This window comes from Actinokineospora bangkokensis, assembly GCF_001940455.1.
Classification (GTDB): Bacteria; Actinomycetota; Actinomycetes; order Mycobacteriales; family Pseudonocardiaceae; genus Actinokineospora; species Actinokineospora bangkokensis.
In genome coordinates this window covers 21,911-34,881 of the sequence record NZ_MKQR01000013.1, presented here as the reverse complement: position 1 = coordinate 34,881, position 12,971 = coordinate 21,911, and the positions used below count along the sequence as shown (strand labels likewise).

The window sequence follows — 12,971 nt, the reverse complement described above, 5'->3', positions numbered from 1 at the left end:
CGGGGGCGGGCGGGACCAGTGTCCACCCCGCCCCGGGGGAGGGGCGTCCCCCATCGGGTGATCGCCGCCGGGGTCAGGGGCGTTGCTGGATGCGGATGAGGTTGCCCGCCGGGTCGCGCACGGCGCAGTCGCGCACCCCGTAGGGCTGGTCGGTGGGCTCCTGCACGACGTCGGTGTCCCCCGCCTGCAACTGCTCGAAGGTGGCGTCGACGTCGGCGGTGGCCAGCAGCAGGCTGCCGTAGGTGCCCTTGGCCATCATCGCGGTGATGACCTCGCGCTCGGCGTCGGTGATCCCGGGGCCGACCGCGGGCGGGTGCAGCACGATCGAGGTGCCCGGCTGCCCCGCGGGCCCCACGGTGAGCCACCGCAGGCCGTTGTACCCGACGTCGTTGCGCACCTCGAACCCGAGCTTGTCCCGGTAGAAGGCCAGCGCGGCCTCCGGGTCGTCCTGCGGGAGGAAGCTGGCGTGGATGGTGATGTCCATGCCGCGAACGCTATCGGCGCCCCGGACCTGGTGCTTCTCGATTCCTGACCGGTCGGGTGACCTGGCTGACCACGCAGCTGGGCATCCCCTCGGTCGCCCGCGCGGCCTCCCGCCGGTACGCGCTGGGCGGCATCCCGACCAGCTCGGTGAACCGGGTGCTGAAGGTGCCCAGCGAGGAGCACCCCACCGCGAAGCACACCTCGGTGACGCTGAGGTCCCCCCGCCGCAGCAGCGCCATCGCCCGCTCGATGCGCCGCGTCATCAGGTAGCTGTAGGGCGACTCCCCGTAAGCGCCCTTGAACGCCCGGCTCAGGTGCCCGGCGGACATGTGCGCGCCCCGCGCCAGCGCCTCGACGTCGAGCGGCCGGGCGAACTCCCGGTCGATCCGGTCCTTGACGCGCCGCAGCCTGGCCAGCTCGCGCAGGTGGTGGGCGGGGTCGGCGGTGCTCACGACCGGATCGTACGGGGGCCGGGCGTGTCGGCGCCGATGCCTGTACCGTCGAGGTGCAGGCCACGAACAGGTCGGGTCAGGGACCCGGCCCGCGGCGGACCACCCCGCTGCCCGCGCTGACCCCCTCGCTCGTGCGAGCTGGGTGCACCGCCGCTCGACGACGCAGCGCACCCCACCCGCCTGCCCACCAGACCCGCGCCCACGTGCGCACCCGTGCCGCGCCCCGGCAGCACCACGCCCGGGCGCGGGCGTTCCCCGAACACCGAGAGGTTCCCGCATGACCGCAGCCACACCCACCCGTCCATCCCCCGGTCCCAAACCGATGTTCGCCCAGCCCGCGGGCCGGGCGGAGCTGGTAACGATCCGGGCCTTCCTGCTCATCCCGTTCGCCGCGCTGGTCGCGGCGGTGCCGCTGGCCTGGGGGTGGGGCATCGGCTGGGTGGAGCTGACCGTGGCCGGGGTGTTCTTCACCATCTCCACCCTCGGCGTCACCGTCGGCTACCACCGCTACTTCACCCACGGTGCCTTCCGCGCCGCCCGGCCGCTGCGCATCGCGCTGGCCATCGCCGGGGCGCTGGCCGCGCAGGGCTCGGTGATCACCTGGGTGGCCGACCACCGCCGCCACCACGCCTTCTCCGACCGCGAGGGCGACCCGCACTCGCCGTGGCTGTTCGGCACCTCCGCCCGCGCGCTGGTCAAGGGGTTCTGGCACGCGCACATGGGCTGGCTGTTCGAGCGCGACCGCACCAACGTCGACCGGTTCGCCCCCGACCTGGCCGCCGACCCCGACATGCGCGCGGTCGACCGGCTGTTCCCCCTCTGGGTGTCGCTGAGCGTGCTGCTGCCCGCCGCCATCTGCGGGCTGGCCACGATGTCCTGGTGGGGCGTGCTGACCGGGTTCCTGTGGGCGGGGCTGGCCCGCGTGGCCTTCCAGCACCACGTCACCTGGTCGGTGAACTCGATCTGCCACATGGTCGGTGACCGGCCCTTCGCCAGCCGGGACCGCTCGGCCAACTTCTGGCCGCTGGCCGTGCTGTCGATGGGCGAGTCCTGGCACAACTCCCACCACGCCGACCCCACCTGCGCCCGCCACGGCGTGCGCCGCGGGCAGGTCGACATCTCCGCCCGGGTCATCTGGGCCTTCGAGAAGCTGGGTTGGGCGACGAAGGTCCGCTGGCCGGTCCCCGAGCGCCTGGCGCGGCTCGCCACCCGCTGATACCGGCGCCGCCCTGTCCGAAGTGGACAGGGCGGTGGGTGGTGTTCTCCCCAGAGCGCGGCGGAACCCGGGTCGGCGCTGCGACCCGGGTTCGTCCTGCGGGGACGGTGCCGTCCCGCAGGTTGCTGTCAGAGCAGTGGTGTGAGAGCGGTGCTGTCAGAGCAGTGGTGTCAGAAGTGCTCGGGGACGGGCGCCTGGGGCGCAGAACCGGGGTTCGTGCCCGGCACGATCCCGTTGCCCGCCAGGATGTCCTGCACGGTGGCGGCCCGGTCGCAGGTCGCGGTCGCGCGCAGCACGGCGTTCGCCAGCCCCGCCGGCGTGGGCGGCGGCACCACGAGCAGCCGCAACCGGTGGTGGTCGTCGAGCAGGACGGTCACCGTGTCGGGTTGGGTGTTGTGGTAGCCGTTCAAGGTCACCGCGCCGGAGTCGAGCAGCAGCACGCGCTCGGTGCGGTCCCAGGTGCGCAGGTGGTAGGAGATGGCGCGCACCCCGCCCTCCACGTCGAGCGCGGCGACCAGGCCGGGGAACTCCGCGGCGGGGTCGGTCGAGCGCGGCCACCAGGCACCGTCGACGGACCCGCCGCGCTCGCTCACTGGTTTCACCACCAGGCGGGCCCGCGTGCCCGCGGGATCGGCTGTGGTCATCACGGCGTCCTTCCCCCGGCGGGGATCGGCGCCGGAACCGTCGTCGGTGGGGCGGCGGCGCACCTGCGCTCCAGGTGCGCCGCTGTGGAGCTTGTGGAGCGTCGTCAGAGCAATCGCACCGAGAACGCCTGCGGGCCCTTGCGCCCCTCACCGACCTCGTACTCGACCGGGCGGCCGTCGGGGATCCCCGACGGGTCGTAGCCCTCGATGGCGGTGTGGTGCACGAACAGCTCCGCACCCCCGTCGGTGGGGGAGATGAAGCCGAAGCCCTTGCTGCCGCTGAACCACTTCACCGTGCCGTGCGTCATCGCCGTGCTCCTTCGGTCGACCGGTCGCGCACCGGCGCGGTCCAGTGGGAGTTGTGCTCCGGGCCCGCGGTCCGGTCGGCGCGCGGGGTCGGTGGCCCCTCGACGGCGGCGACCGGTGACCCCGCGGACAGGCCCAGCATCGACAGCAGCTCGCGGCAGTCGTCGTTGCCCGAGGCGTGGGCGGCCACCGTCCGGGCGGCCCTGCGCTGCTGCTGCGCCTCGGCGCGCAGGGCGGCCTGGCGGACACCCGAGTAGTCGTCCATGAGCCCCTGCCTGCGCTGGGGTGCTACTGGGTCGTCGTGGCCGCGCCCGTGCTCACCGGGCAGGTGGGGGAGGAGAACCAGGACATCGCGATCCGGCGGCAAGCCGGTGCTCCCATCTCCGGCCGAATCGCCATCGGCTCGGGGTGGCTCCGGGAAGCGGCAGGGGCTGGTTGCCCCTGTCTGAGTTCCCAACCCGGTTGACTGTACAGCACCGGGGGGCGCGGTGGGGCTTTCGCGCGGCGCACCCGTCCCGGCTGACCGACCAGTGTGGACAATCGGGGGTTCAGCAGATGCGGTTCGGCAGGACCGCGGGGGGCCAGGAGTCGACCAGGAGTAGACCCGCCGCGTAGGCCTTGGCGATCAGCGCGGGCCGGTTGTGCACGTGGAACTTCCGCTGGAGGTTGGACAGGTGGTAGATCACCCCGCCGCGGCTGAGGTGCAGGCGGGTGCCGAGGGCGACGGTGGACAGGCCCGCGGCCAGGCCCTCCAGCACCTGGGCCTCCACCGGGGTGACCCGGGTCGGGTCGGTGGCGGGCGGCGCCGGGTCGTGGGCGTCGAGCACGACCAGGGCGCCGTCGGGCAGGTGCAGGGCGGTGAGGCGGGCGGCGCGGGTGCGGCCGTCGGGGCGCTGGACGTGCACCGGCAGCGTGAAGCCGGAGCGCTCGCGCAGCGCGGTGAAGGCGCGCAGCAGGGCCGGGTGGTCGTCGGGGTGCAGCAGGGCGGGCAGCGGTCGGCCCGCCGCGGCGTCGCGGGCGAGTCCGAAGTGGTCGGTGAAGTCGGCCGTCGCGGCGGACACCCGCAGCGCGCGGTCGAGGTGGGCCGCGGCCAGGCCGGGCCGGTCGAACAGCGGGCGCAGCGGTGCGGGGACGGCGGGGCCGGGGGCCACCCGTGGTGGCGGCACCCGGCCCGCGGTGGTGGCGCGCATTTCCTCACGCTCCGGTTCTGCGGACGGGGAATGTCTGGCGGGAATCGCGTCTGTCCGAACGCTAACCGCCGCCAGAACGGCGCGTCAACGCATTCACCTCATTGCAGGAATTGCTCGCTGAGAACCTTTTGACAATCGGTTCTGGAACACAAACGGGTTTATCGGGGAATGGACTCGACGGGCGGTGCGGTCGGCGGTTCGAGGGTGAAGCCGACGCCCCGCACGGTGTGCAGGTAGCGCGGCGCCCTGGCCGATTCCCCGAGCTTGCGGCGCAGCCAGGACACGTGGACGTCCACCGTCCGGCTGCTCCCGGACCTGCCCCAGACCCGGGCCAGCAGTTCCTCCCGCCCCACCACCTGCCCGCGCCGGTGGACGAGGTGGGCGAGCAGGTCGAACTCGCGCCGCGTCAGGCCGAGTTCGCGGTCGCCCAAGCGGGCCGTGCGGGCGCCGAGGTCCAGCGCCAGTTCGCCCGCCACCACCTCGCGGCCGACCCCCGGGTCGCCGCGCAGCAGCGCCCGCGCCCACGCCCCCAGCAGCCGCGGGCCGACCGGGTGCGGGGTGAACGCGTCGGCACCGGAGTCCAGCAGCAGCGCGGTCCCCCGGTCGTCACCCGGTTCGGTGACCACCAGGGTGCGGGCGCGGCCGCGCACGGCCCGAACCGTGGCCACCGCGGTGGGGGAGCGGCCGTCGACGACGACGAGGTCCACCCGGTCCAGGTCGAGCGCCGCGGGCCCGCCCGGGGGCGGCGGGCTCCACACGACCTCGAAGCCGTGCGCGGCCAGGGCACCGGCGATGGCGGCGCCGGACCCGGTGGTGCCTGCCAGCAGCACCCGCCGCACCACGCCGGGCGAGGCTGTGCGGAGATGCCCTAACGGGGGGAATCCGTGGTCGGCGCGGCGCGGTCGGCGCCGGGGACGAGGTCCACCCCGACCGGTCCGCTCGGCAGGCCGGACAGCGCCAGCACGCGCGCGGGGGCGCTGCCGGTGGTGGTGCGCAGCGTGACGGGCACCCGCGCACCCAGGTCGAGGAACAGCGCCACACCGGAGCTGCTGAGGTGGGTGACGCCGGTCAGGTCGACCACCAGGGGTGCGCCGTCGGCGCGGCGCAGCAGGCCCTCGCGCACGGCGGCGGTGCCCGCCAGGTCCAGGGCGCCGGAGATGACCACGGTGCCGCCCGCGACGACCAGCGCGGCGACCCCGGGCTCGGCGGCGGGCCCGGCGGGCCCCGCGCCGTCCGGCTCGACCAGGTGCGCGTCGACGTGGGTGCCGGTGGGCCCGTGGGTCACCACCGCGGTCGACATCTCGTGGATCATCTCCAGGCCGCGGCCGCGGTGGCCGCGGTCGAGCGGGGGCGGGCGCCAGGCGCCGCGGTCGCGGACCTGGGCGCGCAGGCCGCCCCGGGGCGTCCGCTCCACCGAGTAGTCGAAGTGGCCCGGCTCGTCGGGGTAGGCGTGCTCGATGGCGTTGGCCGCAGCCTCGCCCAGGACGAGGTTCAGCTCGATGAGCGCGTCGCGCGAGAGCCCGGCCAGCGCCGCCCACCGCCCGGTGCGCACGCGGATGTCGGCCAGCGCCGCCGCGGTGGCGGGGACGTCCTCGACGACCAGCGGCGGCGGGGTGATCCGGCCGACGACCAGCGCCACGTCGTCGTCGTGGCCGGTGGCCAGCAGCGCCGCGATGATCGAGTCGGCCAGGTCCGCCGGCCCGGTGGCGGCCAGCGGGCGCAGGTGGTCGGCCAGCGCGGTGATGCCGTCGTCGATGACCGCGCCGCGGCGCTCGATGAGCCCGTCGGTGTAGAGCACCAGGGTGGTGCCCGGGTGCACCACGACGGCGTTGTCGGCGAAGGTGCCGCCCGCGCACAGCACCGTGCCCGCCTCGCCGAGCAGCGCGCGCACCCCGTTCGCGTCGAGCAGCAGCGGCGGCGGGTGGCCCGCGGTCGCCCAGAGCAGCACGCCGGAGGCGCAGTCGTAGAGCAGGCACGCGCACGTGCTGCCCAGCGCCCCCGGTGTGCGGTCGGCGAAGCGCTCCAACCTGCGCAGCGCGGCGGCGGGGGTGTTCCCGTCGAGCAGGGCCCCCGCGAGCGCGCTGCGCAGCTGGCCCATCACCGCCGCGGCGTCCGGGCCCTTGCCCACCACGTCCCCGACGACGAGGGCCACGGTGCCGTCCCCGACCTGGAGCACGTCGTACCAGTCGCCGCCGGTCTGGGCGTGCCGGGACGCCGGGAGGTAGTGCGCGGCCAGGGCGAGGCCGTCGAGGTCGGGCAGCTCCCTGGGCAGCAGGCTGCGCTGGAGGGTGTCGGCGATCTCGTGCTCGCGGCGCAGCTGCGCCTCCCGCTCGACCTCCACCCGGCGGCGGTCGGTGACGTCGCGGCCGATGGATTGCAGGCCCGCGGGGGTGGCGAGCATGCTCAGCTCGACCGGGATGGTGGTGCCGTCGGCGCGCAGCAGGTCCCACACCTCGGTCACCGGCGCGCCCGTGGCCAGCCGCGCGAGCAGGTCCTCCAGCGCGACCTCGACCCCGGGCGGCAGCAGGTCGGGCACCGACAGCCGGAGGAACTCCTCCTGGGTGTAGCCCATCAGCGCGCACCCCGCCGGGTTGACCGCGACGTAGCGCAGCTGCGCGTCGGCCACCCACACCCCGTCGGCGGCCTGCTCGAACAGCATCCGGTAGCGCCGCTCGCTCTCGCGCAGCTCGCGGGCGGCGTGCGCGCGCTCCAGCGACTCCCAGCACCGGGTGGCCACGTCGGTGACGAGGGCCACCTCGTCGGGCGACCACCGCCGCGGCGACCCGTGGTGCACGGCGAACGCGCCCGCGTACCGGCCCGCCTTGTGCACCGGGACGGCGATGGCCGCGAGCATCCCCTGCGCCAGGTAGTTCTCCCGCTGCGCGCGCACCCGCGGGTCGGTCGCGCTGTCGGTGATCACCCACGGCTCGCCCGCGCGCATCGCCTCCAGGCACCCCTCACCGAAGTCGCGGGTGCTGAACCGGCCGGTCAGGTGCGGCAGCCCGACCGCGTGGTCGCCGACCATCACCACGTGGTCCTCGTCCTCCTCGGCCCTGGCGTAGGTGCACCGGTCCACCCCGAGGTGCTCGACGAGCGCCTGCGCGGCCGCGGCGATGATCTGCTCGGCGTCCACCAGCGGCTGCAACCGCAGCTCCAGCGCGTCGAGGAAGCGCTCGCGGCGCTCCTCGGCGCGCCGGGTGGAGACGTCGACGAGCACGCCGTGCAGCGCGCGGGCGGTGCCGTCGGCGTCGCGGGCGACCCGCACCACGTCGTGCACCCAGTGGACCCGGCCGTCGGCGGCGAGCACCCGGTAGTCGTCCTCGTGGTCGACCGGGTCGCGCCGGGCGGCCAGCACCCGCTCACGGTCGTCGGGGTGCAGCACCGAGGCCCAGAAGCCCGGGTCGGCCAGCCACGCCCGGACCGGGTGGCCCAGCAGCGCCGCGCCGTGCTCGGAGACGAAGGTGAACCGGCCCGAGGCCGCGTCGGCCTCCCACACCACCAGCGGCACCCCCGCGGGCAGCTCGGCTCCGCTCACCCGTCCTCCAGCCCGCGTCGCGCTCGTCACCGCACACTAGCCCAGCCGCGCGCGCGACCACCGGCCGAACCGGGCGGGGCGCACCGCGGGGCGGGGTCGTCGGTTCGGCCGATCCGGGGGTGGGTCATCCGCTCGGGCCGGTTCGCCCGCCCCCATCGCGCTCGGTGACGGCCGGGGTGATCACCAGCGCAAACGCGGAACGCGGAGAGTAATCGCATCACGAGAGGGTAACGGCCGTAACCGAGCCCGGTCCGGTGGCGACACAAGCGACCGGAAGACGCGACACCCGTTCAGCACACGACCGTCCACTTCAGAAGCGCAGGTGGACGCGGTCGGTTTCCCTTGGCCCGCCGGGTCTTCCGGCGCCCCGGGCCAACCCCACCACACCGCCTCGGCCTCGCCCTGCGCGGAAACGGTCGACCGCGATGGAAGGGACCACCCGTGCCGCCACTGCCCCCACTGGACCCGGCGACCCTGCCGCTGGTGCTCGCCGGACCGGTCGTGCGCAGGGTGGACCGCACGTCCGCGACGGTCTGGTTCGCACTGCGCTCCGCGCGCCGGGCCACCCTGGAGGTGCTGGCGGAGGCCACCGAGCAGACCGGTGAGACCCCGGTCGCGTCGGGCACCTCCGTCACCACCAGCCTGGGCGCGAACCTGCACGTGGTGGCCATCACCGCCACCACGGCGGGGACGACCCAGCTCAGGCCCGGCACGATCCACCGCTACCGCGTGCGCTTCGCCGAGGGCGCGGCGGCCGACCCGGTGCCGCCCACCGCCGCCGAGCACCTGCTGGCCCCCGGCGTGGTGGCCTCGACCACGCAGAAGGCCAGGGACCGCTTGGTCTACGGCACCGCGGACAAGGCGCTGCCCTCGTTCGCCACCCCACCGGACGCGGTGGCGCGGCTGCGCCTGTTCCACACCTCCGGGCGCAAGCCGCACGGCCAGGGCGCCGACGCGCTGTCGCTGCTCGACGACGTGCTCAAGGTGGACCACGCCGACGCCGCCCGCCGCCCGCAGCAGCTCTTCCTGACCGGCGACCAGGTCTACGCCGACGATGTGGCCGACGTCCTGCTGCACCTGTGCGCCACGCGCGGGACCGCGCTGCTGGGCCGCACCGAGGCGCTGCCCGGTGCCACCGACGCGGACCTGCGCCCGGGGCACCGCCAGGACCTCGTGCGGGACAAGGCCCGCGCCCGCACGCGCCAGGGCGCGAGCCACCTGCTGCGGTTCTCCGAGTTCGCCGCCATGCACCTGCTGACGTGGTCCGACGCGCTATGGCCCGAGGGCAAGTGCACCGAGTGGCTCGCCGACGTCCACCCCGAGGTCGCCGCCGCGCTCGGGGTCACCGCGGGCCAGGAGGTGCCCGCGACGCCCGCGGGCACCACCACCCCGAGCGCCGCGCAGGCGACCGCCGCGCGCTTCCGCGAGGACGCCCTGCGGGTCGAGGAGTTCCGCAAGGGGTTGGTGGCCGTGCGCCGGGCGCTGGCCAACACCGCCACCTACACCGCGCTGGGCGACCACGAGGTCACCGACGACTGGTTCCACGACGGCGAGGTGCTCACCGAGCAGGTCGCCGCCCCGCTGGGCAAGCGATTGCTGGCCAACTCCCTCGCCGCGCACGCGGTGTTCCAGGCCTGGGGCAACACCCCCGCGCAGTTCGCCGCGGGCCAGCCGGGCCGCAAGCTGCTCGACGCGCTGGCCACACCGGACCCGACCGCCGCCGCGCCCGCCGCGGAGATCGCGCTGCGCACCGGGGTCCCCACCCGGGTCTTCGCCGGGTCGATCGAGCGCGCCGACGGTGCGCTGAACTGGCACTACCGCATCGAGTGGCCGGTGCACCAGGCCGTCGTGCTCGACACCCACACCCGCCGGTTCTTCCCCTCCGGCCCCACCTCCCCGCCCGCCCTGGTCTACGGCGACCTGCCCTTCCGGGACATGGTCGACGCCGCCGCGGACACCGGTCTGGAGAAGGTGACGCTGCTGGTGTCGGCCGAACCCGTGGTGGGGCACCCGTTCCTGGGCGGGTTCGCGCGCCCGGAGCTGCGGAACATGCCCGCCGAGGCCACCGCGCTGATCGCCGACTCCTCGGGCTGGGGCAACTTCCGCACGGGGTTCGAGTCGCTGGTGGCCCGGCTGCTGGCGCTGCCCGAACCGGCGGGCGCGGGCACCGACGCCGACCCCAAGGTGCGCCGCCGCCGGGTCATCGCGCTCTCCGGTGAGGTCGGCTACGGCTTCGCCGCCCGGCTGTCCTACGAGGCGTCCTCGGCCTTCCAGCGACCCGGAACCGGTGCGGTGCGCGGGGTCCTGGCCCAGCTGACCGCGGGCAGCGCGCGCGGGGAGAGCAGCGCGACGGTCTACCTGCACCAGAACGGGACCATCGAGCGCTCCAAGGCGATCCCCGCCGTGGAGCGGGTGGGGTGGGCCAACGACCGGTCCGAACCGCTCGACATCGGGTTCGCGCCGGACCCCTCGCAGGAGGGCCGCACGATCCAGTGGCGGGTGCCGTCCACCCCCGCCGTCGCCGACGTCACCGCCAAGCACACGCTGACCAAGAACCCGGAGTGGCGCTACCGGGTGGACTTCTACCGCCACGAGGACCCCGACCGGCTCAACCCCCGCACCGGCGCGCCCGCCGCGGTCACCTTCCCGCCCGAGGACGCCAAGCAGCGCGCCAAGGCGCTGGGCTGGTACATCGACGCCGCGACCAACCACCTCGGCTTCGCGACCCGCTGGGGCGACGGCAAGCAGTTGGTGGGCCGCAACAACCTCGCGGAGCTGACCTTCGCCTGGGGCGACGGCGACGCCAAGTCCGTGGTGCAGAGCCTGTGGTGGCGCCCGCCCAACCAGGCGGGCGGCGCGCCGCTGACCCGCCTCGCCGTCCCGCTCGACGTCGGCCAGGCCCCGTCGCTGCCGGTGGAGACCCTGCCGAAGCTCTACCACGACCGGCTCCTGGTCGAGGGCACCGTGGACGCGGGCGACGCGGAGAACCGCAAGGACGTGCTCGCCCTGCAGCGCGACCTGTTCGAGCTCGGCTTCACCTTCGTCGACCGCAACGGCCGCTACGACCGCAAGACCCGGTGGGCGGTGCGGGAGTTCCAGACCTACGCCAAGTACGGCAAGGTCGCCCGGGTCGGGTCGGCGTTCACCCGGGTGCGCGTCGCGCTGGACGTCGCGGGCCTGGTGCTCAAGGTGGACTCCGCCGCGGGCTTCCCGGCCGCGCCGTTCATGGTGCGGGTGGGCTACGAGACGCTGAAGGTCACCGAGGTCGCCGGTACCGACTGGACCGTCGAGCGCGGCCAGGTGGGCACCGGTGCCGCGGCGCACGAGGTCACCGACGCGGTGACCTGGCTGCCGGTGGACACCAGCGTCGCGGGCGACCAGCAGTGGTACGGCTGGGCCTCGGCGCTGGAGTCGACCTCGGTGCACGAGACCCGGCGGTTCACCGGCCACGTCAGCGGCGAGGTCGACACCGGCACCCGCACCGCGCTGGCCCGCTGGAAGGTCAACCTGTGGCGCTGCCCGGTCGTGGTGGAGGGCTGGGACCTGGTGCAGTCCACCGGGGCCAAGAAGCAGTTGCAGCGCCTGGCCGCCGCCGACGGCAGGCCCGCGCGGGTGGCCGACAACCTCTGGATCTGGGACGAGACCAAGGGCGAGGTGCCCGACGGCATCCGCAGGCGCGCCTACGCCAGGGACTTCGGCGACCACTGGGTGCGCCCGGCGGGCCGGGAGGCCGACACCACCGAGCGCGAGAAGTGCACCGTCATCGGCCACCTCACCACCATCACCCTGCCCGTCCGCTCCGCGGACCCGGCGGCCAAGCTGTACGGACCGGTGACCGAGCCGGGGCGCAAGGAGTGCTGGGCCGAGGCGGAGATGCTGCCGCAGCGGTTCACCGGGCAGGCGATCACCGAGCTGGGCCCGGGCAGGCTGCCCACGTTCAAGGTGATCCGCGCGGTGGCCGAGGTGGAGGCGCTGGCCTTCTTCGACGGGGTCAACTGCTACGACAACGCCTTCGCCTCGATGGGCGTGTGCCACTGGACGCTCGGTGCCCGGCAGTGGCAGTCCGCGTCCGCGACCCGCCCGGCCCGGGAGCTGTGGGACGTCGCCGACGGCGAGCTGTGGGCCTACTTCGCCCTGCTGCGCGCCCGCTACCCGCAGGCCTACGACAAGGTCATCGGGCACGCCGGGATCGTCCCCGACCGGGTGTGGCAGGGCGACGGCAAGACCGCGGCGGCGGGCTCGACCCGGCCCTGGGACCCCGGGCAGCGCAAGTACGCCGCCCGCGGCGCCCGGCTCGACCGCACCGGCACCGCGCGGCCGCTCAACGGGTTCACCGCCGCGAACGGCAGCGGGATCAGCAGCTACGGCCAGTACGGCGAGCTGGAGTTCTTCCGCATGTGGCACTGGCACTACCGGTTCGTCATGGCCGCGCGCACGGTGGACGACTTCACCCGCGCGCAGTGGGACATGACCAGGGTGCGGTTGCGCGACGTGCGCGGCACCCGCTGGGAGTCCGCCACCGGCACCGCGGCGACCCTGGTCGACGGGGCCACCATCGGGGACGTCTTCCGCTCCGAGGCCACCGCGGCGATGATCCACCGCCTGCACGTCAACGGCCCCGGCTTCGTCCTCGACGGCCACTCCGAGCTGGGTGCGGTGGCCAGCTCGGAGATGCGCTCGGTGCTGTCCAAGGCCAAGGCGTCCACGCCGCTGCTCACCTGGGGCAAGGACCCGGCGACGTGGCGGGCGCAGCTGCCCCCGGACCCGGCCGACCCCGCCGGTGAGCCGCGCTTCGACCAGGGCCAGGAGCACGAGAAGCGGTTGATCGACGCGCTCAACGCCGTCTTCATCGACCCCGGCCCCGCGCTGCCCCCCGTCCCGCCCACCGCCGACGACCCGAACCCCGAGCAGCCCGCCGACCCCGCGCCGCACCCGGCCAACCACGGCACGCACGGGCAGTGGAAGGACCCCGGGCACTCCATGCGCATCGCCCGCGCCTGGCCCGCCTGGTACGCCGCGAGCGGCACCCCCGCCATGTCCAACGGGTCCGGCTGGAAGCTGCCCGTGGGGGACCTGCCCGCCGAGCAGCGCACCCTGCTGCTCACCCGCACCTTCGCCCTCGACACCGAGGGGCTGCCCGCGTGA

The 12,971-nt window shown here is 75.0% G+C and carries 10 protein-coding genes; 2 read left to right on the top strand and 8 right to left on the bottom strand.

The window, feature by feature from the left end; translation table 11 throughout:
• Window positions 1–73: 73 nt before the first annotated feature.
• Together BJP25_RS13015 and BJP25_RS13010 are read right to left on the bottom strand one after the other, a co-directional pair.
• Complete coding sequence (locus BJP25_RS13015; RefSeq protein ID WP_075975164.1) at window positions 74–484, bottom strand: VOC family protein; 411 nt, start codon at window positions 482–484, stop codon at window positions 74–76.
• A 10-nt stretch (window positions 485–494) separates the two neighbouring features.
• Window positions 495–935, bottom strand: coding sequence for a helix-turn-helix transcriptional regulator (locus tag BJP25_RS13010; RefSeq protein WP_075975163.1), 441 nt, complete (start codon window positions 933–935; stop codon window positions 495–497).
• A gap of 277 nt (window positions 936–1,212) precedes the next feature.
• On the opposite strand from BJP25_RS13010, the gene BJP25_RS13005 reads away from it, so the two are divergent.
• Complete coding sequence (locus tag BJP25_RS13005) at window positions 1,213–2,151, top strand: acyl-CoA desaturase (RefSeq protein ID WP_075975162.1); 939 nt, start codon at window positions 1,213–1,215, stop codon at window positions 2,149–2,151.
• Window positions 2,152–2,321: 170 nt separating this feature from the next.
• Here the strand turns inward: BJP25_RS13005 and BJP25_RS13000 are convergent, their stop codons facing one another.
• The 6 genes from BJP25_RS13000 to BJP25_RS12975 form a co-directional block, all read right to left on the bottom strand.
• Window positions 2,322–2,795: a DUF5994 family protein gene (locus BJP25_RS13000; RefSeq protein WP_143219049.1), complete on the bottom strand. Its 474-nt coding sequence runs from the start codon at window positions 2,793–2,795 to the stop codon at window positions 2,322–2,324.
• A gap of 104 nt (window positions 2,796–2,899) precedes the next feature.
• Complete coding sequence (locus BJP25_RS12995; RefSeq protein WP_075975160.1) at window positions 2,900–3,103, bottom strand: cold-shock protein; 204 nt, start codon at window positions 3,101–3,103, stop codon at window positions 2,900–2,902.
• Window positions 3,100–3,366: a hypothetical protein gene (locus tag BJP25_RS12990; protein WP_075975159.1), complete on the bottom strand. Its 267-nt coding sequence runs from the start codon at window positions 3,364–3,366 to the stop codon at window positions 3,100–3,102. Before BJP25_RS12990 ends, BJP25_RS12995 begins: the two co-directional genes overlap by 4 nt.
• A 283-nt stretch (window positions 3,367–3,649) precedes the next feature.
• Window positions 3,650–4,291, bottom strand: a complete 642-nt coding sequence (locus BJP25_RS35495) for a LuxR C-terminal-related transcriptional regulator (RefSeq protein ID WP_084793963.1) — start codon at window positions 4,289–4,291, stop codon at window positions 3,650–3,652.
• Window positions 4,292–4,449: 158 nt separating this feature from the next.
• Entirely contained in the window at window positions 4,450–5,133 is a 684-nt protein-coding gene (locus tag BJP25_RS12980; protein ID WP_075975158.1) for a winged helix-turn-helix transcriptional regulator, read from the bottom strand.
• A gap of 26 nt (window positions 5,134–5,159) precedes the next feature.
• Entirely contained in the window at window positions 5,160–7,826 is a 2,667-nt protein-coding gene (locus BJP25_RS12975) for a SpoIIE family protein phosphatase (RefSeq protein WP_075975157.1), read from the bottom strand.
• 441 nt (window positions 7,827–8,267) lie between these two features.
• On the opposite strand from BJP25_RS12975, the gene BJP25_RS12970 reads away from it, so the two are divergent.
• Window positions 8,268–12,971: a peptidoglycan-binding domain-containing protein gene (locus BJP25_RS12970; RefSeq protein ID WP_075975156.1), complete on the top strand. Its 4,704-nt coding sequence runs from the start codon at window positions 8,268–8,270 to the stop codon at window positions 12,969–12,971.

What these genes read in the sequence shown, in the direction of transcription:
- BJP25_RS13015 (WP_075975164.1), bottom strand. Translation starts at nt 484, where the DNA reads ATGGACATCACCATCCACGCCAGCTTCCTCCCGCAGGACGACCCGGAG.
- BJP25_RS12995 (WP_075975160.1), bottom strand. Translation starts at nt 3,103, where the DNA reads ATGACGCACGGCACGGTGAAGTGGTTCAGCGGCAGCAAGGGCTTCGGC.
- BJP25_RS35495 (WP_084793963.1), bottom strand. Translation starts at nt 4,291, where the DNA reads ATGCGCGCCACCACCGCGGGCCGGGTGCCGCCACCACGGGTGGCCCCC.
- BJP25_RS13000 (WP_143219049.1), bottom strand. Translation starts at nt 2,795, where the DNA reads ATGACCACAGCCGATCCCGCGGGCACGCGGGCCCGCCTGGTGGTGAAA.
- BJP25_RS13005 (WP_075975162.1), top strand. Translation starts at nt 1,213, where the DNA reads ATGACCGCAGCCACACCCACCCGTCCATCCCCCGGTCCCAAACCGATG.
- BJP25_RS12990 (WP_075975159.1), bottom strand. Translation starts at nt 3,366, where the DNA reads ATGGACGACTACTCGGGTGTCCGCCAGGCCGCCCTGCGCGCCGAGGCG.